Here is a 22,177-nt window from a genome sequence, read left to right as displayed (position 1 = left end):
TCAACTGGTCGGGGCGGAGTCGTACAGGTCGGTGAAGACCGCGGCGTTGTCGATCGGACCGGGGTAGATGCGAACGTCGTCGACCTGGCCGTCGATCGGACGGGCCACACTCGCGACAGTGCCGGTACCGACTCGCAGCAGCCCGGGTGCGTCCGTCGTCGGAGGGATGTTCGCGGTCGTCGCCACCGCGTCCTCGCCGACGAACAGGGTCAGCGTGTGTTCCCCGGAGTCGTAAATGCCGGTGAGGTAGACCCAGTCACCGGCCAGGTACGGCGTGGGTTGCGACAGGACCGACAACTCGCCGGATCCGTTCGGGTTCGGGATCGAGAAGGACCACACGGCCTTGGGATCGCCAGGATCGGACAAGTCCTGGCTCTGGACTCCCAGCATGAATCCACTGGTGCCGGCGCGGTCCTCGCTCAACGCGATCTGACGCCCGGGTGTGTTTCCCAGCTTCACTCTCACGCTGGCGCTGAAGCTCCGGCTGGTGTCGACGATGTCGCTCGCCGGCGAACCCAGCGTGGCACCGCCGGTCAGCGCGACCGACCAGTCCTGTTTCGTCGCCGACGGATCCCACCGGTCCCCGGGCGCCCAGGTCGCCGTCGTGGCCAGGTTGAGTCGACGCCCGAACGCACTCGAGTCCGCTGTCGTGATTCCCGAGCCCTCGTCCATCGTCCAGATGCCGGCTGCGGCGCCCGTCTGGACCTTTGCGACCGCCTCGCCGTACAAGGCACTGCGGTTGTTCGAGCGGTCGTAAGCCCAGGCCCTGATCACCGTCGGGCCGGTCTTCGTGGCGGTGAAGGTGAAGGTGCCGGGATTGACCGGGATGTTCGCGCTCGTCGGCTCCTCGCTGTCGATGGTGTAGCGGAAGTAGTTCTGGTCGACGGCGGTCGCGACGATCTTGACGCTGACCGTCTCACCGAGGGAGTAGATCTTGTCGTCCCCCGACGTGATCGTGACGTCCGGAGCCACCGGTTTGGAGGTGTCGATGATGAACCAGCAGAACGGCGACCAGGCCGAGTAGTCGACACCGTCCCAGGCACGGACCCGCCAGCCGATCAACCGGTTCGTCTCCAGCGGTGCGACATCGGCTTGTGGCGTGAAGTCAATCGTGCTGCCACTGACCTTGGTGACGCTGGGCAGCCGCTGGGCCGCCGCCCCGCCGCCGTTGTACCAGAACTCGAAGCCTGCCGACGACGGCTGCAGGTCGCTGTCGAGGATCTTGACGTGCGGGACCGGGCTGGTCTGGTTGAGCCGGGCCGGGTTCTGGTAGTCGGTCGCGCAACCCGACGTGGGATCCGTCGTCCGCATGCCGGAGACCTGCGGGATCCAGTTGTAGGTGATCGTCAACTTGACCGCCTTGTGGAATCTCTTCCAGGCCAGCGAGTCGGCTTCGTTGGTCGCGCGCACACCCAGGTGGACCCAGCCGCTCCGCGCGGCGGCCTGCTCGGCGACCGCGGTCAGCACGTTGAACTCGAGCCACTTGCCGTTCGGCAGGCACTCGTCCCGGCCGGCCGCGTCGGTCGCGGAAGCGAGCTTCTTCAGCCAGACGTTCGAGCCCGACCCGTTGCTCCAGTTCACCTCGGTGTTGATCGCGGCGACCTTCCAGACCTCCACCGCTTTCGGCGTACAACTGGCGGCCCACGTCTCGTAGGCACTGAAGATGGCCGAGGTGATGTGGGCGCCGGCGAGACCGGAGATCCCCATCTTGTAGATCAGGCGCTTGCGGCTCCACGGCTCGAACGACTGGTACCCGACGCCTTCCGGGCCTTCCCAGTTCCACGACGGGGTGGTCGGGTAGTGCTCGTTCATCATCGCGCGACCGGACTGCGCCGAGTTGAACGTCGGGTCGATGTGCAGCGGGTACCGCGTCGCGGCATCGTTCAGCAGCGCGAGCGCCGGGCTGATCGTCAGCGCGTTCTTCGAGACCGCGGCCGGAAGCTGGACGACCTTGTCGCCTTCGAGCGGAGCCTCGGTCCGGTCGTCGTCCGTCGGTGCGGTCGCCGTACCGCGGGAGTCCCACATGATCGGCTGCGATCCGCTGAAGACCAGCTTGCCGAGGTGGTCCTTCGCCTCGATCACGCCACCCCTGGACTTCGCTACGGTCAGGCCGGGCGCCTTCATCCCGAGGTCGAGGTTCTGCAGCTGCGGCAGCCGGGCCGCGGCCGGGGTCTTGACGATCAGGACCTCGCTGTAGGAGTCGGCGAAGGCGGTGATCTTGAGGTCGACGTCGGGGAACACGTTCGGGTAGGTGACGTTGTCGGCGTCGACGACCGGCTGGGGCAGCGTCCCGGGCCAGCTGAGCGCGAGCTCGTGGCCGTCGGACGTCATCACGATGAGCGGACCGGTGCCGCCGCCGGAGAACGTCATGTCGAGCGCGGTCGCCTTCGGCCGCACCCGGCCGTCAGCGCTCTTCTCGAGTGTCGTGTCGATGTCGGCCCACTGGTCACCGCGCTTCACGCGGACCGGGATGTTGGTCTGCTCCAGCGTGAACGTGCCGTCCGGGTTGGCGAACGTCTGCTCGGTCTCGGTGCGCTTCTCCGGCACCTCGACCCGTTTCCCGGTCGCCTTCGCCCGCTCGGCCGGAGAGTCGTCGGCGGCCGTGCTGCTCACCGCCGCCGGTTGAGCCTCGGCCGGCGCCACGACCACCGATCCGAACAGTCCCACTGCCAGCGCGCAGAAACCCGCCATCGCACGCCGCGCCAAAGTCTTCCGCCCCTGGGGCAGACCCCACCCGTACATCGCGCCCACCGCTCTCGACTCCCCCGAGCCATAGATGCGGTACGGATCCTAAGGAGCGCGCACGGTGACCAACAGGTACAACCCATACAGTTCACCCATACAAACCGGAACGCCGCAGTACCCCATGTGTGGGGTGCATGGACTACGGGCGTGGTTGGCATTGGACGGGGGCCGGCGGGGCGGGAGACGGTGGTTGGGTGGCTGTCGAGTTCGGGGTTCTGGTGGACGTTCGGGAGGCGGGGGCGGGGTACTCGGGGGAACGGGTGGAGGAGGTGGTGGTTGCCGACCAGCTCGGGTTCGCGGGCGCCTGGTTGTCGGAGCACCATCTGACCGCAGATGGCGCGTTGCCTTCGCCGTTGGTGATGGCCGGGGTCCTTGCGGGACGGACGGCGCGCATCCGGATCGGGACGAATGTGCTGGTGTTGCCGCTGCATCATCCGTTGCGGGTGGCGGAGGACGCGGCCGTGCTGGACCTGGTGTCGGGTGGGCGGTTCGTGCTGGGGGTCGGTCAGGGGTACGCCGAGCGCGAGTTCGCCGCGTTCGGAGCCGATCGACGACGGCGCGGGGCTCTGCTCGAAGAACGTGTCGAGGCAATCCGGCGGGCGTGGGCGGGCGACCTGTCGGTGACACCGCGGCCCGGCCATCGGATCCCGATCTACGCCGCTGGAGTGACGGCGGCGGGGCTGCGGCGGGCGGCACGGGTGGGCGACGGGGTGATCATCTATTGCGCGACCCCGGCGGATCTGATCGCCCGGCGGAGGCTGCTGGACGAGGTCGTCGACGAGCCGCCGCCGCTGATCTGCACCGGGATCATGCAGGTGGACGAGGACGCGGATCGTGCCTGGGCCGACGCGGCGCCCGGGATCGCTTATCTGGAAGGGGAAATCGCGTCGTACGGCGGGACCGAGCCACCGGCGTTGCGGCGGGAGGACTATCTGATCGGTACGCCGGATGACGTCGCCAACCGGCTGATCGAGTTGCACGCGGCGACCCGGTTCGTGCAGTTCGCCCACTGGTTGCGGCTTCCAACCGTGTCGCACGAGGCGGCGCTGCGGTCTCTCGAATTCGTTTCAGCTCGGGTGATTCCCGCCGTACGGGCTGGTGCTGGACGCTAGCTTGGGAGGCAGGACGAGCTGAGGAGACGGCGTGGGCGGGACCAGGGTCAGGCAGCGCGGACGGGCTGCGGTGGTTTTGACCGCGCTGGCATTGGCGGCGGGGTGCTCCGATGACGGTGGCGCGACGACAGCGAATCCCGGCACGTCCGCACCCAGTACGACGCCCGCACCGAGCAGCACCGGTACGACGTCCAGCGCCGCGCCGAGCACGAGTCAGCAAGGGCCGGTCAAGCTGACTGTGGCGTCGACGGTGGCGACGGGGATCGACATACCGTGGGGGCTCGCGTTCCTGCCGGACAAGAGTGCGCTCGTCGCGGAGCGGGATTCGGCCAAGATCAAGCGGGTCGCCGGCGGACAGGTGAGCGAGGTCGGCGAGGTGGACGACGTCGACCCGTCGTCCGAGGGCGGACTGCTCGGGCTGGCGGTGGATCCTGGGTACCCGGGCAAGCCGTACATCTACGCCTACTACTCCACCGGCGACGACAACCGCATCGCCCGGATCACGTACCAGAACAACAAACTGTCCGACCAGCAGGTGATCCTCGACGGGATCCCGCAGTCGGCGGTCCACAACGGCGGGCGACTGCGATTCGGCCCCGACGGGTACCTGTACGCCGGGACGGGTGACGGGTCCGAGCGGCCGAACTCCCAGGACGACGGGTCGCTGGGCGGGAAGATCCTGCGCATCACCACCGACGGCAAGGCAGCGCCCGGCAACCCGGACGGTCGGCTCTGGTTCTCCAAAGGTCACCGGAACGTGCAGGGCCTCGCCTTCGACGGCAAGCAGTTGTACGCCGCCGAGTTCGGCCAGAACACGTGGGACGAGCTCAACGCGATCACCGCCGGCACGAACTACGGATGGCCGGCCGCTGAGGGCGTGAGCGGACTCGACGGCATGGCGGACCCGATCGCGCAGTGGCAGACCAGCGACGCGTCGCCGAGCGGGATCGCGTTCGCGCAGGGGCACATCTTCATGGCGTCGCTCCGCGGCGAGCGGTTGTGGGCCATACCAGTTGCCAACGGCAAGCGAACCGGCGAGCCGCAGGCGTTCTTCACCAACCAGTTCGGCCGGCTGCGCACGGTCGAGGCCGCGCCGGACGGCTCGCTCTGGCTGACCACTTCCAACACCGATGGCCGCGGCGGCACGCGCGACGGCGACGACAGAATTCTCCGCATCACCATCAGCCGTTGACCGCCAACCGTTTCAAGGCTTTGCGCGTCTGGTACTAGTGGGGGGGAAGCCTTACAGAACAACCGGTTGAGGGAGGAGTTGGTGATGCGGCCCGATCAGGTGTCCGTTGTCCCTAGCAGTGTGGTCGCTTCGGTGAGCACCTTCGAGGATGCTCAGCAGACGGTCAGCTATCTGCGCAGTTACGGGATGGAACCGGGCAGCCTGGAGGTGGTCGGATCCGACCTGAGACAGGCCCGCAGGAAACGGGTCGTCCCGGTCGCCAAGCTGACCGGTGCCGGCGCCTTGCAGGGCGCGCTGCTCGGCATCCTCGCCGCCGTGTTCGTCACCCTCGTCGCCGAGACGACCTTGACCGGCCTTGCCGTCGTCGTCTGGGGCTTCGTGTACGGCGTACTGATCGGTGCGCTGTGGGGACTGTTCCGGGGACTGGTGCGGAACCGGCCCGACGCGGTGACGACCGAGGTCGTGCCGACGCGCTTCGAGGTGCGCTGCCCGTCCGAAGAACTGTCCGTCGCGCGAACGCTGCTCGCGGACGCCACGGACGTCGACGACGACGGCCGCGTCGAACGCGAGGTCATCGCGAACGCACCCCACAAGGACAAGAAAGCAGCGTGAAACCGCGTCGGACCCCCGCAGGCGATACCCGCGGGGGTCCGGCGACCAGGCTCAGATGCCCAGTTTGGCGTTCAGCAGCTCGCGGACCTTGGCAGCATCCGCCTGCCCGCGCATGTCCTTCATGACCGCGCCGATCAGCGCACCGGCCGCGGCCGGCTTGCCCGAGTTGACCTTCTCGACCACGTCCGGGTTGGCCGCGATCGCGCGGTCGATCGCCTCGATCAGAGCCGAGTCGTCAGACACCAGAGCAAGGCCCCGGGCGGCGATGATCTCGTCGATGGTGCCTTCACCCTTGAGCAGACCATCGAAGACCTGACGAGCCAGCTTGTCGTTCAGCTCGCCCTTGTCGACCCGTGCCTGCACGTTGGAGACATCAGTGGGACTGATACCCAGCTCGGCCAGGTCCTTGCCGCTCTCGTTCGCGGCCCGGGCGAGCTCACCCAGCCACCACTTCTTGGCGGCCGCGGGGCTCACCCCGAGGTCGACCGTCGTGACGATCAGCTCGAGCGCGTTGCCGTTGACGACGTCGCGCATCTCGAGGTCGGTGAAGCCCCACTCCTCCTGCAGCCGGACCCGTCGCAGTGAAGGTGCCTCCGGCAACGAAGCGCGGATCTCCTCGACCCATTCGCGCGACGGTGCCACCGGGACGAGGTCGGGCTCCGGGAAGTACCGGTAGTCCTCGGCGTCGGACTTCTCCCGGCCGGAGGTGGTGATGCCGGTGTCCTCGTGCCAGTGCCGGGTCTCCTGGACGACCTTGCCGCCGCTCGACAGCACCGCCGCCTGCCGGGTGATCTCGTACGTCACCGCACGCTCGACGGAGCGGAACGAGTTCACGTTCTTGGTCTCGGTGCGCGTGCCCAGCATCGACGAGCCGCGCGGCTTGAGCGACACGTTGGCGTCGCAGCGCAGCGAGCCCTGGTCCATCCGGACGTCGGAGACACCGAGCGCGAACAGCAGGTCGCGCAGCATGCTCACGTACGCCCGCGCCACCGCCGCCGCCTTCGCCGGCGGCACCTCGATCGTCTTGGTCACGATCTCGATCAGCGGGATGCCGGCCCGGTTGTAGTCGACCAGCGAGTGCGAGGCGCCGTGGATCCGGCCGGTCGCGCCGCCCACGTGGGTGGACTTGCCGGTGTCCTCCTCCATGTGGGCGCGCTCGATCTCGATCCGGTACGTCTCGGAGTCGACGACCACTTCGGTCCACCCGTTGTACGCGATCGGCTCGTCGTACTGGGAAGTCTGGAAGTTCTTCGGCATGTCCGGGTAGAAGTAGTTCTTCCGGGCGAACCGGCACCACTCGGCGATCTCGCAGTTCAGCGCCAGGCCGATCTTGATCGCGGACTCGACGCCGCGGCGGTTCACCACCGGCAGCGCGCCCGGCAGGCCGAGGCAGACCGGACAGGTCTGCGTGTTCGGCGGCGCGCCGAACTCGGTCGGGCAGCCGCAGAACATCTTCGACTTCGTGTTCAGCTCGACGTGGACCTCGAGGCCCATCACCGGGTCGTACTGCGCCAGCGCGTCGTCGATCTCGAGGACGTCTGCGGTCATCGGGTCACCTCCAGCTCCGGAGCCTTGGTCATCAGCACGCCGCCCCACTGCTCGGCCAGCGCGGACTCCAGCGCGGCGCCGACGGTGTAGCACAGGTCGTCGCGCAGCACCGGCGCCATCACGTGGAAGCCGACCGGCATGTTGTCCTCGTCGGCCAGACCACACGGGAACGACGCGGCCGCGTTGCCGGCCAGGTTGGACGGGATCGTGCAGAGGTCGTTCTTGTACATCGCGATCGGGTCGTCGATCCGGTCACCGATCGCGAACGCCGTCGTCGGCGTCGCCGGCGAGACCAGCACGTCGACCTGCTCGTAGGCGTTGACGAAGTCGCGGGCGATCAGCGTCCGCACCTTCTGCGCCTGGCCGTAGTACGCGTCGTAGTACCCACTCGACAGCGCGTGCGTGCCGAGCATGATCCGGCGCTTCACCTCGGCGCCGAAGCCGGCCTCCCGGGTCAGGTTCATCACCTTCTCCGCGCTGTTCGTGCCGTCGTCGCCGACCCGCAGCCCGTACCGCATCGCGTCGAACTTGGCCAGGTTGGACGAGGCCTCGCTCGGCAGGATCAGGTAGTAGGCCGGCAGCGCGTACTGGAAGTGCGGACAGGACACCTCGACCACCTCGGCGCCGAGCTTGGTGAGCAACTCGACCGCCTCGTGGAAGCGCGCCTCGACACCAGGCTGGTACCCCTCGCCGCCGAGCTCCTTGACCACGCCGACGCGCAGGCCGGTCACGTCACCGTTGCGGGCCGCCGCGACGACGGCCGGGACCGGCTGGTTGATCGAGGTCGAGTCCATCGGGTCGTAGCCGGCGATCGCCTCGTGCAGCAACGCCGCGTCCAGCGTCGTCCGCGCACACGGACCAGGCGTGTCGAGCGAAGACGCCAGCGCGATCAGTCCGTACCGCGAGGTCCCGCCGTACGTCGGCTTGACCCCGACGGTCCCGGTGAACGCGCCGGGCTGCCGGATCGAGCCACCGGTGTCGGTGCCGATCGCGAGCGGTGCCTCGTACGCCGCCAGCGCGGCCGAGGACCCACCGCCGGAGCCACCCGGGATCCGGCCGAGGTCCCACGGGTTGTGGGTCGTGCCGTACGCCGAGTTCTCCGTCGAGGAGCCCATCGCGAACTCGTCCATGTTGGTCTTGCCGAGGATGACGATGCCGGCCGCCTTCAGCCGCTTCACCATGGTCGAGTCGTACGGCGGCTTCCAGCCCTCGAGAATCTTCGAGCCGGCCGTGGTCGGAACGCCCTCTTGGGTGAGCACGTCCTTCAGCGCCAGCGGGACACCGGCCAGCGGAGCGAGCTCCTCGCCCGCCGCGCGGCGAGTGTCGACGGCGGCGGCCTGCGCCAGCGCGCCCTCGGTGTCGACGTGCAGGAACGCGTGCACGTCGCCGTCGACGGCGGCGATCCGGTCCAGGTGCGCCTGGGTGATCTCCACCGAGCTGGCCTGGCCGGACGTCATCAGCTCCGCGAGCTCAGCCGCGGTCTTGCGGATCAGGTCACTCATCTCAATCCTCCTCCAGGATCCGCGGCACCCGGAATCGCTGCTCCTCGGCGGCCGGCGCACCGGACAGCGCCTGCTCGGGTGTGAGGCACGGCACGTTCTCGTCCGCGCGCATCACATTGGTGAGCGGGAGGGCATGCGAGGTCGGCGGGATGTCGTCCGCGGCCACCTGGCTGACCTGCCCGACCAAGGTGATGATCTGGTCGAGCTGCGGGGCGAGGTGGTCGAGCTCGTCGTCGGTGAGCTCGATCCGCGCCAGTCGCGCCAGGTGCGCGACCTCTTCGCGGGTAATCGATGGCATGAACTGATCCAATGGCTTCTTGAGGATTGACCGGGGTGAAATCGGCCCGGACCCGGCCATCCTAGTGGGCTCGTGTATCGGTCGCGTTTCCCTGTCCCCCGGGCTGTGGACAACGCTGCGAGGAGCGTTGGCCAAGAGGGCCGGGCGTGTCTTCGGGTTCCGCTCTGTAACATGGGCCGCGACAGGGCGTTACGCGCAAGGTGATCGGCTGGGAGATGATCGTTCGGTGTTCCTGCTGCGCTTGATCATCCCGGACCGGCCCGGTTCGCTCGGCACCGTGGCCACCGCCCTCGGTGAGGTGAACGCCGACATCCACGCGATCGAGATCGTCGAGCACCGCCGTGAGAACGGCACCGCCGTCGACGACATCGTCGTCGACGTGCCGACCGGCGTACTGCCGGACCGACTGGTCTCCGCGTGCAACAGCGTCGCGGACGTCGAGGTCATCTGGTTCTCCCGGTACGGCGCCGGCGGCGGACTGCACATGGACCTCGAGGCCGTGGAGCAGATGACGTCTGCCCCCGCGGACGCGATCGACATCCTGGTCGAGCAGTCCCCGGCCGTGCTGCACGCCGACTGGGCCGCGTTGCTCGACGGCACGGGCGGTGAGGTGAAGGTCGCCCTCGAGACCAGCGCCACCCCGGAGTTCGGTGACGTGGCGGCGACCTGGCTGCCACTGCAGAAGGCCACCACGATGGCATCCCCACTGGAGCACAAGGGTCTGGCGGAGTCGGTCCTGGTGGCCGCGCCGCTGGAGTCCGACCGCCGGATGCTGGTCATCGGGCGTCGTGGCGGGCCGGAGTTCCTGGCCTCCGAGGTGGCCCGGCTCAGCTACCTGGCGTCGCTGGCAGTCACCATCCGCGCGACCGCCTGAGCAGTCCTGACCGCTCGTCTACGTGACCGACCGCTCGCCTACGTGAACTTGAAGTAGGCGAGCGTCCACAGCCCTGCGATCACCAGCAGGACGACGACCCCGACCAGGGCCACGATCAGGATCGCCTGGCTGTTGCTGCCGGAGCGCTCCGGGAGGTCGAACTGGGTGGGCCCCCAGGGCCCACCACCGTCGACCCGCTGGGATGCCTCCGGCGGCGGCTTGACCACCGTCCGGGGATCCCGCTTCTCGCGGGGGAACTTCATCCGGCCTCCGTTGTGCGCTTGCTCAGACGTAGAAGGTCTCGTAGCTGACCGAGATCCGCTGCGAGGCGTAGTCGTCCTCGCTGTTGCCGGTGATCTCGACCCGCCATCCGGCCACATAAGCAGCGTACGACTTGCCGTCACTGTGCTTGTCGACGTACTCCTTCACCGCGGCCACGTCCTCGCCCTTCAGCGCGCCGAACGCGTCGTTCACCGCGGCCGGGAACGCCGTCTTCACGTCCGCCGGGTCACCGGACGCGCTCACCTCGAGCGACCGGATGCCCTCGCCCTTGCCGGCGTAGGAGTAGACCCGCTGCGAACCGTACTTGCCGACCTGCTTGCTGCAGGAGCTCGTGCAGACGTACTTCTTCGTCTTGAGCGCGGCGACCAGCTGCGGCTCGGTCGTGTCGAACGCCTTCCGCGGCAGGTCGAGCGAGTCGGCGCCGGACTTGCCGCCGGACAGCTGCACGTCGTCGCCGTCGTTACGCAGCTCGAACTCGCCCCAGCTGCTGCCGACCTTCTGCGACTTCTGGCCGGTCTTGACCGCGTCCTGGATCTTCTTGACCTCGCTGCCGCCGAACGTGTCGTTGCCGATCGCCTGCAGCTCGGCGTCGAAGGTGACGCCGGCGTTGTTGACGTTGTCCTCGTTCTGCGACCGCAGCAGGACGCCGAGGATGGTGCCGTCCTTCTGGAACTGGAAGACCGCCTCGGCCTCGGTCGCGCCGTCGTACTTGAAGCAGCCGCGGTGCGCACCCTGCTCGGTGTTGAACAGGTCGCTGCACCGGAACCCGATGCCCTGCAGCTTCTCGGTCGCGGTCTTCGCCTGACCGGTCGACTCGCCGAGCGAACCGTCGTCCTCGCCGTTGCTCTGGTTGCCGCTCGGCTGCGACTGCCCGTTGCTCGGGCCGGCCACGGGCTTGTCGTCACCGCCGAGGGCGCGGACACCGAGGAAGATCAGCAGACCGATCAGCACGATGCCGACGACACCGCCACCGATGACCAGCGGCATCTTCTCCTTGCTGATGCCACCGGGACCTTTGCCGGAACCGCCCTGCTGCCACTGCTGCTGGCGGGACTGACCGCCTTGCTGCTGGTGCCAACCGCCCTGCTGCTGGCCCTGCTGACTCCACGGCTGCTGCTGGTAGGAGCCGCCGCCTTGCTGCTGCTGCGGGGAGCGCTGACCCCAACCGCCTTGGCCCTGGCCGGGTTGCCCCTGACCGGGCTGGCCTGGCTGGCCGTGCTGAGGCGGCTGCTGTCCCCAACCGCCACCACCCTGCTGCGGGGGCCGGCCTTGCTGCGGAGGCTGCCCTTGCGGCGGCTGACCCTGCTGCGGCGGCTGGCCTTGCTGCGGGGGCCCCTGGCGTGGGGGCTGACCCTGTTGCGGCGGCTGCTGCGGGCGCTGACCCCAACCGCCACCACCCTGGCCCGGAGGCTGTTGTCCCCAGCCGCCCTGACCTCCCTGTCCCCCTTGCTGCCCGCCTGGCTGGCCCCCCGGCTGCCCAGGACCCCACGGTCCCTGCGGCGGCGTCGTCATATTCGCTCCTTCTGAACCCACGTGTAGACGTGCAAAGTTAACAGTCCGACGGCTCAATCCGGCCGCCGGATCCGTGGAATCCGGTGCGCTACTCGTCTCCGGGTTCGGGGGTGGTCGCAACCTCGGCGGCAGCGTCCGCGCCGTCGTCCAGCAGGACACGGAAACCGGGGGCATCGAGGATCGGTACGCCGAGTTGGACGGCCTTGTCGTACTTCGACCCCGGCGAGTCACCGACCACCACGAACGAGGTCTTCTTCGAGACCGAACTGGCCACCTTGCCACCCCGGGACACGATCGCCTCGGTCGCCTCGTCACGGCTGAACCCCTCGACCGTCCCGGTGACCACGATCGACAGACCGGTCAGCGTCTGCTCGACGGTCGGACCGGTCCGCTCCTGCCGCAGCTCGACGCCGGCCGCCTTCCACTTGTCCACGATCGCCTGGTGCCAGTCCACCGCGAACCACTCGATCACCGCGTGCGCGATGGTCGGTCCGACGCCCTCGATCTCGGACAGTTCTTCCTCGCTCGCCGCCCGCACCGCGTTGATGTCGTCGTACACGGCGGCCAGGGCCTGCGCCGCGGTCGGGCCGACGTGGCGGATCGACAGCGCGACCAGGCCGCGGGACAGCGGCTGGGTTTTGGCCTGCTCCAGATTCGCGATCAGGCGCTGGGCATTCGCCGACAGCGCCCCGGCCTTGGTGGTGAAGAACGAACTCCGGGCCAGGTCCTCCTCGGTCAGCGCGAACAGGTCCCCCTCGTCCGTGATCAGGCCGCCACTGATCAGCGCGTCCGCGCCCTTGAACCCGAGCACCTCGATGTCGAAGGCGGATCGGCCGGCCAGGTGGAACAGCCGCTCCCGCAGCTGCGCCGGGCAGGACTTGTTGTTCGGGCAGCGGATGTCGACGTCGCCTTCCTTCATCGGGCGCAGCGTCGTACCGCAGGAGGGGCACTCGGTCGGCATGACGAACTCGTGGGCGTCGTCGGGCCGCAGGTCGATCACCGGGCCGAGGATCTCCGGGATCACGTCGCCGGCCTTGCGCAGTACGACGGTGTCACCGATCCACACGCCCTTGCGCTTGACCTCCTGCGCGTTGTGCAGGGTCGCGAACTCGACCGTCGAGCCGGCCACCCGGACCGGCTCCATCTTCCCGTACGGCGTGACGCGGCCGGTCCGGCCGACGTTCACCTCGATGTCGAGGAGCTTGGTGGTGACCTCCTCGGGCGGGTACTTGTACGCGATCGCCCAGCGCGGCGCGCTCGAGGTGGAGCCGAGCGCGCGCTGCAGATCGACCTCGTCCACCTTCACCACGACGCCGTCGATCTCGTGGTCGACCGAGTGCCGGTTCTCGCCGTAGTACGCGATGAACTCGTTCACCTGGTCGAGCGTCTCGACCTTGCGGGCCCGGTCGCTGACCGGCAGGCCCCAGGCCTTCAGCTGGTCGTACGCCGACGACAGCCGCGCGACGTGGTACCCGTCGACGCGGCCGAGGCCGTGGACGACGAAGCGCAGCGGCCGGCTCGCGGACACCCGCGGGTCCTTCTGCCGTAGCGAACCGGCGGCGCTGTTGCGCGGGTTCGAGAACGGGTCCTTGCCGGCCTCGACGAGCTGGGCGTTCAGCTCCTCGAAGTCCTCGACCCGGAAGTAGACCTCGCCGCGGACCTCCAGGAAGGCCGGGTGGTCCTTGCCCTCCAACTCGTTCGGGATGCTCTTGATCGTGTGGACGTTCGGCGTCACGTCCTCACCGGTGCGGCCGTCGCCGCGAGTGGCGCCGGTGACCAGGCGGCCGTTCTCGTAGACCAGGTCGAGGGCGAGGCCGTCCACCTTCAGCTCACACAGGAAGCCGCTGTGCTGGATCTGCTTGACGGTCACCTCCCGCTCCAGCCGCTTCGCCCAGGCCTCCATCTGCTCGGCGGAGAACGCGTTGCCCAGGCTCTCCATCCGGGTCGGGTGCTGCACCGGGGTGAACAGGGTGGAGATCGGTACGCCGACCTTCTGCGTCGGCGAGTCCGGCGTGCGGAGCTCGGGGTACTGCTCCTCGATCGCCTGCAACTCGTGCATCAGCGCGTCGAAGTCCGCGTCCGAGATCGTCGAGGTGGCCAGGTAGTACCGCACCCGGTGATCCTCGATCTCCTTGCTCAAATCGGCATGCCGCTCCCGCACCTCAGCCGGCGCAGCAGGAATCTCCGTGCTCATGTGGAAAACCTACAGCCCACCACCGACGTTCCCGGGAAAGAAGAACGGCCGCCTTCGGCGGCGGGGTGTGGGGCGGGACCTGCCGACGTTTCAGCTGTTCTCCGCGGCTTCGGCGACGGCATCCGCGGTACGCCGGAGGAGTTCGAGGCGGGACCGCGCATCGGCCGGAGACGGGGAGGCGGCCAGTCCACACGCGGGTGTGATCACGGCCTGCTTGAGGATCTCGGGGTCGAGGCCCAGTTCACGCCAGCGCCGGACCAGTGGGTCGGCGGCCTGCTCCTCGTTCGGCAGCGCGCCGGTCGTCGGGATCAAGCCTGCGTAGAGGGTGGTACCGTCCTCGGCCGCGATGGCGATCTGATCCCAGGCAGCGTTGTTGAGCAGCGAGATGTCCACGGCGACCCCGGCGGCGCCGGCCTTGGTGAAGACCTCGATCGGCGGTCGTGCGGCGCAGCAGTGGATCACTGTCGGTGCTTGCGTGGTCACGAGACTGAGCAACTCGACCGCACCCGGACCGTCCACAGACCGGTGCTTGCTCCAGCCACTGGCGGTCGGGACGGCTCCAGCCAGCACAGCAGGCAGCCCCGGCTCGTCGATCTGTACGACGACCTCCGCACCAGGCACACGGCGTCGCACCTCGGCCACGTGGTCGCTCAGGCCCAACGCCAGCGTCTGAGCGAGGTCCCGCCGGGCACCGTGGTCCGCCAGCACCTTGTCACCGCGCGGCAACTCCACAGTGGACGCCAGGGTCCACGGTCCGGTGAGCTGCAGCTTCAGTGGCCCCGTGTAACCGTCCGCCAACTCTTCGAGCACATCCAGGTCCTCAGCCAGCAGCGACCGTGCCCGCCGCTGGTCCAGGCTCGCCCGCGGATCGCCACCCCCGGTGAGCCGCCAGCCCGCCGGCTGCAGGTCCGCGGCAAGCTCGTTCAGTACGGCGACCGCCCGGCTGAGCATGTCGCCGTACGGACGGCCCGGCAGCTCAGCGAGGAACGGGATGTCGACAGCCTCGAGCAGCACCTTCGTCCACTCACGGATATCGTCACCTGGGAGCGAACCCAGGCCGGTTGTGCTCATCCACGTCCTCGCTTCGCTCCGGGCGCGGATGAGACACGAGATCGGCTGTGCTTGATGATGAACTCACTGCGTTCGTTCATGCGTGCTGCGCCGCCACCCGCGAGACCGTGTCGATCGTGGCCGAGCCGATCACTCGCGTCCCGTCGTACAGCACGACTGCCTGACCGGGCGCCACGGCCGACGTCGGCTCGTCGAAGGAGACCTGCACCTGGTCACCCTCGAGGCGAGCGGTGACGGCCACCTCCTCGCCGTGCGCGCGCAGCTGAGCCTTGACGTGCAGCTCCGAGGCCGGCGCGGGTCCGCACCACCGCGGCTTCGAGGCGGTCAGGTGCGAGACCGCCAGCTCCTCGCGCGAGCCGACGGTGACAGTGCGATCCACCGGGCTGATGTCCAGCACGAACCGCGGCTTGCCGTCAGCGGCCGGCGTACCGATCCGCAGGCCCTTGCGCTGGCCGACCGTGAAGCCGTGCGTGCCCTTGTGCTCGCCGAGCTTGTTGCCCTGCGCATCGACGATGTCGCCGGGCGCCTGGCCCAGGTGCTGATCGAGGAAGCCGGGAGTGTTGCCGTCGGCAATGAAGCAGATGTCGTGACTGTCCGGCTTGGCCGCCACCGACAGCCCGAGACGCTCGGCCTCGGCCCGCACGTCGGTCTTGACCGTGTCACCGAGCGGGAAGAACGCATGCGCGAGCTGCTGCTGGGTGAGCACGCCGAGCACGTAGGACTGGTCCTTCGCCGGATCAACCGCCCGATGCAGTTCGCGAGCGCCGTCCGGGGTGTCCACGATCCGCGCGTAGTGCCCGGTCGCGACCGCGTCGAAGTCGAGCGCCAGCGCCCGCTCGAGTACGGCGCTGAACTTCACCTTCTCGTTGCAGCGCAGGCACGGGTTCGGCGTCCGGCCGGCGGCGTACTCGCTGACGAAATCCTCGACCACGTCGGCGTGGAACCGCTCGGCCAGGTCCCAGATGTAGAACGGGATGCCGATCACGTCCGCGGCCCGGCGGGCGTCGCGTGAGTCCTCGATGGTGCAGCAGCCGCGCGCGCCACTGCGGTACGACTGCGGGTTGCGGCTCAGCGCCAGGTGCACTCCGACCACGTCGTGCCCGGCCTCGGCCATCCGCGCTGCCGCGACGGCGGAGTCGACCCCGCCGCTCATGGCTGCGAGTACCCGCATCAGGTGTTCCTTCCCACGTTCTGCAGTCCGGCGGACTTCGCCCGCTCCACCACCGGTCCGATGTTGTCCAGTACGGCGTCGATGTCGGCGCGGGTGCTGGTGTGGCCGAGGGTGAACCGCAGCGATCCGCGCGCCCGCTGGTCGTCGTACCCCATGGCCAGCAGGACATGGCTCGGCTCGGCGACCCCGGCGTTGCACGCGGAGCCGGTGGAGACCTCGATCCCGCGTGCGTCGAGCAGCAGCAGGAGCGAGTCGCCCTCGCAGCCGCTGAAGGACAAGTGTGCGTTACCGGGCAAACGGTTCGCCGGGTCCCCCGACAACTTGGCGCCCTCGACCGTGTTCAGCACGCCGCTGATCAGCGCGTCCCGCAGCTCGGTCAGCCGCCGCGCCTCGTCCGCCTGGTGCTTGACCGAGTGCTCGACCGCGACCGCGAAACCGGCCGTCGCGGGAGCGTCCAGGGTGCCGGAGCGTACGTCACGCTCCTGGCCGCCGCCGTGCAGGACCGGCGTCAGCTTCGTCTCCTTGTGGACGACCAGCGCACCGATCCCGTACGGACCACCGAGCTTGTGAGCCGACACGGTCATCGCGTCGACGCCCAGCTCGGCGAAGTCGACCGGCACCTGCCCGACCGCCTGAACCGCGTCGGTGTGCACGGGGATGCCGTACTCCTTCGCGAGCTCCGCGATCTCACGCACCGGCTGCAGCGTGCCGACCTCGTTGTTCGCCATCATCAACGTGACGAACGACACGGACTCCGGGTCCTGCTCGATCGCCCTCCGTACGTCGTCCGGCCGCACCCGGCCGAGCTCGTCGACCGGCAGCCACTCGATCTCGGCCTGCTCGTGCTCGGACAGCCAGACGGCCGGATCGAGTACGGCGTGGTGCTCGATCCCGCTCAGCAGGATCCGGCGCCGGCGCGGATCCTCGGCCAGCCGCGCCCACCACAGCCCCTTCAGGGCCAGGTTGTCCGACTCGGTCCCGCCGGAAGTGAACACGACCTCGCTCGGCTGGGCCCCGAGCGCCGCGGCGATCGTCTCGCGCGACTCCTCGACGGTCCGCCGGGCGCAGCGGCCGGAGCCGTGCAGGGACGACGCGTTGCCGGTGCGCGCGAGGTGGAAGGTCATCGCCTCGATCGCTGCCGGCAACATCGGGGTCGTCGCCGCGTGGTCCAGGTACACCGGGCGGCGGTCGGAAGCAGTCATATCGGTTTCAAGGGTATGTCCGCCACCGTTGTTCCCGCTCATCCGGGCCGATTCACAGCTCCAGCGTGACCTTCTGCTCGAACCTGGCCCCGATCCGCTCGAACGCGGCCGCCGCCTCGGCGATGGCCGCCGGGTCGCCGGTCCGGCGGGCCCTGATCCGGAGTACAACGGCGTCCGACCACAGGTTCTCGGCAGCCGAGGCCGTCTTGACATAGCGGTCGGCGTCGGCCAGGCCCGCGACCACAGCCAACTCGGCGCCGGCGGCGTGGGCGTACGGGACCCACCAGGGCTCTGGGAAGTCCGCGAAGGCTCCCCGGACCACCGCCCCGGCTGCGCGGGTGTCGTTGTGGTGGAGAGCCAGACGCGCGGCGACGAACGCGGACGCGGCCCGCAGATTGGGGCCCGCAGCCGGGGTGCGGACGCGGGCCATCTCCAGTGCACGGGCGTGCCAGACCGGTTCGCGTCCCGTGCCGAGCAGACCGTGCGCGAGCGCAGCGAGGGCCGCGGCCGACGACATCCAGGCGTGCGGCGGGCGGCCAGCGGCCAGCCAACTGCTGTACATCTCGTCCGCGGCCCCAACCGCTTCGTCGAGCAGACCGCCCAGAGCGAACGCACGAACCTGGCGCGGGCCGGTGATGAACGGATGCCCGTGCATCGGGTCGTCGGTGAGCCGCGCCAGCCGGACCGCCTCGGCCAGGTCGCCGACCGCGACCGCGGTCGTGGAGGCGACGTGGTACGCGTCCACGATCTCGGCGACCGCTCGCGGATCATGCTCCGGAAGGGTCGCGGCCAGCTCTAGCCTCTCCTCAGCCAGCCGGCGGGCGTCACGGAGGCGGCCGGCGCCGCCGAGCGCTGTGCCACACACGTCGAGCGCATTCATCACGGCCAGCGGGTCCGTCGACCGCCGAGCCGCGGCGACGGCGGCCTCGGCGGGCTCGAGCTCGAAGCGCGCCACCCAGGCCCGCGCGATGCGGACCTGAACCGTGTCCGCATCGGCCGCGAGCAGTCCGGCGCCGCGGTCGGCCGGGACGGGCGGCTGGACCTCGTAGCGGTTCATCATCATGACGACGTACGCGAGGGCTTCCTGCTGAAGCTCATGGTTGCCTTCGGAGGCTGCGCGGTCCGCCGCGCGCAGCATCAGGTGGTAGGCCTCCGTCCCATCGGCGACGGTCAGCGTCGCATCGGCCGCGTCCCGAAGGTCGTCGTACAGCTCCGCGGAATCGGTGGCGTGGGCGGCGGCAGTGAGGTAGTGGTCGTGCGCCTCGACGAACCGCTTGCGGGCGAAGGTCAGGTGAGCCAGTCGCCGAGCCAACCGCCGTACGTCGGCCTCCGGGTGGCTGACCGCTGCCCGGAGATCAGCGGTGACCTGATCGAACTCGGCCTGCCACTCCTCCCCCGCTTCGAGGCGCGCCTCCAGGTCCGCCGCAACGGCGCCGGCCCAAGCCAGATGCAGTACGGCGACCTCGTCGTACTCACCGGATCGGCCGAGCTCCTCCAGCGCGTAGACGCGGACAGTCTCGAGCATGCGCCACCTGCTCGTGCCGGCGTGCTGGCTGCGATGCAGGAGGCTCTTGTCGGTCAGACGACCCAGCAGGTCGCTCAGCTCGGCGCGGGAGCTCCCGGACGCCACTCCGCTCAGGGCGGCGAGGTCGAACCCGCCGACGAACACTCCGAGCCGCCGGAACAGTGCACGCTCGTCGTCGTCGAGCAGGTCGTAGCTCCAGCCGATGACCTGAGCCAGCGAGTGGTGCCGCTCGTTCGGCCCGCGTCCGCCGGCCAGAAGCCGCAGGCGGTCGTCGAGCGCGGCCAGCAGCCCGTCCGGCCCCAGCGAGCCCGCACGGGCTGCGGCCAACTCGATCGCCAGCGGTACACCGTCGACTCCTGCACACACTTGCGCCGCGATGTCGGTCTGCTCAGTTCCAGAGAACTCTGGTGCGACCAGGGCGGCCCGGTCCCGGAACAGTTGCTCGGCCTCGGACCCCTCCAGCGGTCCCAGCCGCAGCGGCCGCTCGCCCGCCACCCCGATCCGCTCCCGACTGGTCGCCAGTACGGCGGTCTCCGGTGCCTCGGTGAGGATGCGGGCTACCAGGTCGCCCACGTCCGCCACCACGTGTTCGCAGTTGTCGAGCACGAGCAGGGTTCGCCCCTGAGTGAGGCGTCCCACCACCGCGTCGGTGAGCGTCTGCGGTGGTTGTTCTCGCACCTGGAGCGCCTCCGCTACAGCTGCGACGACAAACCCGGGTCGCACCGGGACCAGGTCGACGACCGCTCCGCCGTACGGATAGTTCTCGCCGACCTCGGCGGCGACGCGCAGGGCCAACCGGGTCTTGCCGACGCCGCCGGGACCCACGAGGCTCACCAGTCGGTTGCTGTCGAGGGCAGCCACGAGCTCGGCGCGGTCCTGCTCGCGGCCGACGAAGCTTGTGCCCGGACCGGTCAGTGCGGTGAATCCGTGGGCCCGTGCCGGGTCCACGCCTTCCAGCTCGGCGAGTCTGGCCAGTTCACGGCGGTCCGAGACGCCGTACTTGCGCAGCAGTGACGAGACGTGGCTCTCGACCGTGCGGACGCTGATGTGCAGCTGCCGCGCGATCTGGGCGTTCGAGCAATCGCGGGCCAGCGCGGACAGGACCTCGGCCTCCCGCGCGGACACGTCTCTCGGACCAGCCACCGCCCCATCATGCCCTGGCCATGGTGCGTTCGGTGGCGGTTCCGTGGCCGCTACTGAGGACAGTGCGTGGTGTCCGATGCGACGGTGAACCCATGACTCAGGACATCCTCGACCGGCGCGCGGCGGCGGTCATCGAAGCGAACAAGTACATGACGCTGGGGACGGTCGACCCCGACGGCCGGCCGTGGGTGACCCCGGTCTACTTCACCCCGGACGGTCACGGCACGTTCTACTGGGCCTCGTCGACCGCGGCCGCGCACTCGGTGAACATCGCGGCCAACCCGGACGTGAGCATCGCGATCTTCGACTCCAGCGTCCCGATCGGCGGCGCCTCGGCCGTCTACTTCCGCGCCCGGGCCGAACGCGTTCCCGACGACGAACTCGAACGCAGCGCGGCCTTCTACGCATCCCGCTACCCCGAGCTGCGCGCGTTCTCCGTCGACGAACTCCGCGAGCCCGAGGAGCTCCGCCTCTACCGGGCTCACGCGACCGACCACTGGATCCTGGTCCGCGGCGGCGACCCGGACTACGGCACCGGCATCGACTCCCGCCGCCCGGTGTGGTCGTGAGCCGAGATCCCCAGCGACCTGATCGCGTCAGCCTCTGACGGTCTCGATCCAGGCGTGCCCGGGATGCAGATGCCCGATCATGTCGGCCAGCCAGGTACGACGCTCGTCGGTCAACAACGGGAGCGTCGCGGCCAGATCCTGCTCGTCCTTCGGGCGTGACTGCTTCGCCTTGTAGGCGAGCGCGATCTCGGGGTTCAGGTAGCGGATGCCGTCGGGCGCGACCCAGCTGATGTCGTGCAGGACGTAGTCGAGCTCCGGGTCGCGGCGGAACACCCACCGGCCATCGCGGTCCGGGTTCACCACCAGGTCGAACTCCCACGGCGCCAACGCGTGCTTCCGTAGCCAGATCTGGTCGGCGTCGGCGGGTTGCTCCGGTCGCTCGTCGGTGAGCGGCTTGAGCCGTCCACCCGCGTTCGCCCAGAGGTCGTACTTGCCCCTCAGGTGCAGTCGCAGCTTCTCGATGTCCCGCCGCCACAGCGACACGTCGACGTCTTCGTGATCCCGCCGTACGCCGGTGAAGGCCTCGACCGCCCATCCGCCGGCGATCCACCACTCCCCGTCGTACCCGTCGAGCATCTCTCGCGCCTCCGCGGGAGTCGACGGCTTCCACGGCCCGTACAGCCGCTGGAACGCGAGTTCTTCCGCGTCCAGTCCGTCCGGATACCACGTGCGCTCCGTGGTCAACGGTCCCTCCAACGGCTCTGATGGGTCCAGCCGATGATCTCGGCGGCACGGCGGCAGTCGTACGGCGATGTGGTGCCGGGGAGGTCTCCGCGGATCGCGGTGTCCGTTGAGTAGCGGGCGAGCAGTTCGGCGGTCGACTCCTCCATGCCGGTGTCCTCAGCGGCGATCACCAGGGTCTCGAACCGTTGAGCGGTTGGCCTGGGCCGCAGGGAGAGTACGCACGCCCGGGCTGCCTCGACGAGGTCGACGTACCCCCAGAGGTTGCGCCGATTCTCCTCGGGCGGTGCTTCGGCGATGTAGCGGCGTACTTCGGTGGGCGTGAGGATCCAGTGGAAGCGTAGAGCGGTGACCTGCATGCCGCGGCGCGCGTACATCTGACCGGTGCGTTCGAGCAGGTCCTTGGACAACGCGTACGGGTCGACGTACCGCAGCTCGGTCTCCTCGTCGATCGGGACCTCGGCGAGGGTGAGCTCCTCCGGAGACCAGGCCGTGCCGTAGATCGATCCGCTCGAGGCAAGGACCGCGGTGCGGACGCCCTGAGTCCAGGCCTCCTCGAGGGCGTTGAACGTGGTGAGGGCGTTGATCTCCACCAAGCGCACCGGCGTGATGTTCTCCGGGCTGGGGATCGCCGCGCAGTGCACGATCGCGTCCGCCCCACGCAGCGAACGGGCGACCGCTTCACGATCGCTCAGGTCGACAGGCGCCGGCCCGGTCAGATCGGCCTCGACCACCTCGTGCCCGTCGGCCACCAGTTGCCGGCAGACCTCACTCCCCAGCTTCCCCCTCGCCCCACTCACCCAGATCCGCACCCGGCGCATCGTAGCCACCGCAGCGGTCAGCGTCAGCGGTCAGGGCAGGGGGCCGGCCGATTGGTCGGTGCAGCGGGTCAGCGTCACCGGGCGGACGTGGTGCGGCCCGGCTCGGGAGGGGAACCGAGCCGG

19 protein-coding genes are annotated in these 22,177 nt (G+C 69.4%); 6 read left to right on the top strand and 13 right to left on the bottom strand.

Annotated elements, in window-relative coordinates:
- Positions 1-2,742: a LamG-like jellyroll fold domain-containing protein gene (locus OG817_RS06070; protein WP_406052717.1), complete on the bottom strand. Its 2,742-nt coding sequence runs from the start codon at positions 2,740-2,742 to the stop codon at positions 1-3.
- A 197-nt stretch (positions 2,743-2,939) separates the two neighbouring features.
- On the opposite strand from OG817_RS06070, the gene OG817_RS06065 reads away from it, so the two are divergent.
- The 3 genes from OG817_RS06065 (at position 2,940) to OG817_RS06055 (ending at position 5,661) form a co-directional block, all read left to right on the top strand.
- Complete coding sequence (locus tag OG817_RS06065; RefSeq protein ID WP_406052716.1) at positions 2,940-3,857, top strand: LLM class flavin-dependent oxidoreductase; 918 nt, start codon at positions 2,940-2,942, stop codon at positions 3,855-3,857.
- Between the two features lie 31 nt (positions 3,858-3,888).
- Positions 3,889-5,049, top strand: a complete 1,161-nt coding sequence (locus OG817_RS06060; RefSeq protein ID WP_406052714.1) for a PQQ-dependent sugar dehydrogenase — start codon at positions 3,889-3,891, stop codon at positions 5,047-5,049.
- Between the two features lie 132 nt (positions 5,050-5,181).
- Positions 5,182-5,661, top strand: coding sequence for a hypothetical protein (locus OG817_RS06055; RefSeq protein WP_396393966.1), 480 nt, complete (start codon positions 5,182-5,184; stop codon positions 5,659-5,661).
- A gap of 51 nt (positions 5,662-5,712) precedes the next feature.
- Here OG817_RS06055 and gatB read toward each other — a convergent pair whose 3' ends face one another.
- Genes gatB through gatC form a run of 3 tightly spaced genes read right to left on the bottom strand, consistent with a single transcriptional unit; the run spans position 5,713 to position 9,009 of the window.
- Entirely contained in the window at positions 5,713-7,209 is a 1,497-nt protein-coding gene (gatB, locus tag OG817_RS06050; protein WP_406052713.1) for an Asp-tRNA(Asn)/Glu-tRNA(Gln) amidotransferase subunit GatB, read from the bottom strand.
- Entirely contained in the window at positions 7,206-8,711 is a 1,506-nt protein-coding gene (gene gatA, locus OG817_RS06045; protein ID WP_406052712.1) for an Asp-tRNA(Asn)/Glu-tRNA(Gln) amidotransferase subunit GatA, read from the bottom strand. Before gatA ends, gatB begins: the two co-directional genes overlap by 4 nt.
- 1 nt (position 8,712) lies before the next feature.
- Positions 8,713-9,009, bottom strand: a complete 297-nt coding sequence (gatC, locus tag OG817_RS06040) for an Asp-tRNA(Asn)/Glu-tRNA(Gln) amidotransferase subunit GatC (protein WP_131355449.1) — start codon at positions 9,007-9,009, stop codon at positions 8,713-8,715.
- Between the two features lie 226 nt (positions 9,010-9,235).
- On the opposite strand from gatC, the gene OG817_RS06035 reads away from it, so the two are divergent.
- Positions 9,236-9,883: an ACT domain-containing protein gene (locus OG817_RS06035; protein WP_360440732.1), complete on the top strand. Its 648-nt coding sequence runs from the start codon at positions 9,236-9,238 to the stop codon at positions 9,881-9,883.
- Positions 9,884-9,921: 38 nt separating this feature from the next.
- Here OG817_RS06035 and OG817_RS06030 read toward each other — a convergent pair whose 3' ends face one another.
- Both OG817_RS06030 and OG817_RS06025 read right to left on the bottom strand, forming a co-directional pair.
- Positions 9,922-10,146, bottom strand: coding sequence for a hypothetical protein (locus OG817_RS06030; RefSeq protein WP_396393963.1), 225 nt, complete (start codon positions 10,144-10,146; stop codon positions 9,922-9,924).
- A gap of 22 nt (positions 10,147-10,168) precedes the next feature.
- Positions 10,169-11,152, bottom strand: a complete 984-nt coding sequence (locus OG817_RS06025; protein ID WP_406052711.1) for a hypothetical protein — start codon at positions 11,150-11,152, stop codon at positions 10,169-10,171.
- A 75-nt stretch (positions 11,153-11,227) separates the two neighbouring features.
- Here OG817_RS06025 and OG817_RS06020 point away from each other — a divergent pair, with 75 nt between their 5' ends.
- Entirely contained in the window at positions 11,228-11,692 is a 465-nt protein-coding gene (locus tag OG817_RS06020) for a hypothetical protein (RefSeq protein ID WP_406052709.1), read from the top strand.
- Positions 11,693-11,765: 73 nt separating this feature from the next.
- Here OG817_RS06020 and ligA read toward each other — a convergent pair whose 3' ends face one another.
- The 5 genes from ligA to OG817_RS05995 all read right to left on the bottom strand — a co-directional run bounded on the left by ligA (position 11,766) and on the right by OG817_RS05995 (position 19,983).
- Positions 11,766-13,871 carry an NAD-dependent DNA ligase LigA gene (gene ligA / locus OG817_RS06015; RefSeq protein WP_406052707.1) on the bottom strand — a complete coding sequence of 702 codons (2,106 nt, stop codon included), beginning with the start codon at positions 13,869-13,871 and terminating at the stop codon, positions 11,766-11,768.
- A 90-nt stretch (positions 13,872-13,961) separates the two neighbouring features.
- Complete coding sequence (locus OG817_RS06010) at positions 13,962-14,942, bottom strand: methionine synthase vitamin-B12 independent (RefSeq protein WP_406052705.1); 981 nt, start codon at positions 14,940-14,942, stop codon at positions 13,962-13,964.
- Between the two features lie 76 nt (positions 14,943-15,018).
- Positions 15,019-16,113 carry a tRNA 2-thiouridine(34) synthase MnmA gene (mnmA, locus tag OG817_RS06005; RefSeq protein ID WP_406052704.1) on the bottom strand — a complete coding sequence of 365 codons (1,095 nt, stop codon included), beginning with the start codon at positions 16,111-16,113 and terminating at the stop codon, positions 15,019-15,021.
- Complete coding sequence (locus OG817_RS06000; RefSeq protein ID WP_406052703.1) at positions 16,113-17,315, bottom strand: cysteine desulfurase family protein; 1,203 nt, start codon at positions 17,313-17,315, stop codon at positions 16,113-16,115. Before OG817_RS06000 ends, mnmA begins: the two co-directional genes overlap by 1 nt.
- A gap of 52 nt (positions 17,316-17,367) precedes the next feature.
- Positions 17,368-19,983, bottom strand: a complete 2,616-nt coding sequence (locus OG817_RS05995) for an ATP-binding protein (protein ID WP_406052702.1) — start codon at positions 19,981-19,983, stop codon at positions 17,368-17,370.
- A 92-nt stretch (positions 19,984-20,075) separates the two neighbouring features.
- Here OG817_RS05995 and OG817_RS05990 point away from each other — a divergent pair, with 92 nt between their 5' ends.
- Positions 20,076-20,552: a pyridoxamine 5'-phosphate oxidase family protein gene (locus OG817_RS05990; protein WP_396393955.1), complete on the top strand. Its 477-nt coding sequence runs from the start codon at positions 20,076-20,078 to the stop codon at positions 20,550-20,552.
- Between the two features lie 27 nt (positions 20,553-20,579).
- Here OG817_RS05990 and OG817_RS05985 read toward each other — a convergent pair whose 3' ends face one another.
- On the bottom strand, positions 20,580-21,236 hold the full coding sequence (locus OG817_RS05985; protein ID WP_406052700.1) for a nucleotidyltransferase domain-containing protein: 657 nt from the start codon (positions 21,234-21,236) through the stop codon (positions 20,580-20,582).
- Positions 21,233-22,045: an NAD-dependent epimerase/dehydratase family protein gene (locus OG817_RS05980; protein ID WP_406052698.1), complete on the bottom strand. Its 813-nt coding sequence runs from the start codon at positions 22,043-22,045 to the stop codon at positions 21,233-21,235. Before OG817_RS05980 ends, OG817_RS05985 begins: the two co-directional genes overlap by 4 nt.
- Positions 22,046-22,177 lie beyond the last annotated feature (132 nt).

The sequence above is a fragment of the Kribbella sp. NBC_00889 genome (assembly GCF_045207705.1).
GTDB lineage: Bacteria > Actinomycetota > Actinomycetes > Propionibacteriales > Kribbellaceae > Kribbella.
The sequence above is the reverse complement of the archived record's forward strand: the minus strand, read 5'-3'. Positions and strand labels throughout refer to the sequence as shown.

Excerpts from the sequence above, each read along its gene's own strand:
- OG817_RS05990 (WP_396393955.1), top strand. The coding sequence starts at position 20,076 with ATGACTCAGGACATCCTCGACCGGCGCGCGGCGGCGGTCATCGAAGCG.
- OG817_RS06000 (WP_406052703.1), bottom strand. The coding sequence starts at position 17,315 with ATGACTGCTTCCGACCGCCGCCCGGTGTACCTGGACCACGCGGCGACG.
- gatC (WP_131355449.1), bottom strand. The coding sequence starts at position 9,009 with ATGCCATCGATTACCCGCGAAGAGGTCGCGCACCTGGCGCGACTGGCG.
- OG817_RS06025 (WP_406052711.1), bottom strand. The coding sequence starts at position 11,152 with ATGCCGCTGGTCATCGGTGGCGGTGTCGTCGGCATCGTGCTGATCGGT.
- ligA (WP_406052707.1), bottom strand. The coding sequence starts at position 13,871 with ATGAGCACGGAGATTCCTGCTGCGCCGGCTGAGGTGCGGGAGCGGCAT.
- gatA (WP_406052712.1), bottom strand. The coding sequence starts at position 8,711 with ATGAGTGACCTGATCCGCAAGACCGCGGCTGAGCTCGCGGAGCTGATG.
- mnmA (WP_406052704.1), bottom strand. The coding sequence starts at position 16,113 with ATGCGGGTACTCGCAGCCATGAGCGGCGGGGTCGACTCCGCCGTCGCG.
- OG817_RS06010 (WP_406052705.1), bottom strand. The coding sequence starts at position 14,942 with ATGAGCACAACCGGCCTGGGTTCGCTCCCAGGTGACGATATCCGTGAG.
- OG817_RS06030 (WP_396393963.1), bottom strand. The coding sequence starts at position 10,146 with ATGAAGTTCCCCCGCGAGAAGCGGGATCCCCGGACGGTGGTCAAGCCG.
- gatB (WP_406052713.1), bottom strand. The coding sequence starts at position 7,209 with ATGACCGCAGACGTCCTCGAGATCGACGACGCGCTGGCGCAGTACGAC.
- OG817_RS06070 (WP_406052717.1), bottom strand. The coding sequence starts at position 2,742 with ATGTACGGGTGGGGTCTGCCCCAGGGGCGGAAGACTTTGGCGCGGCGT.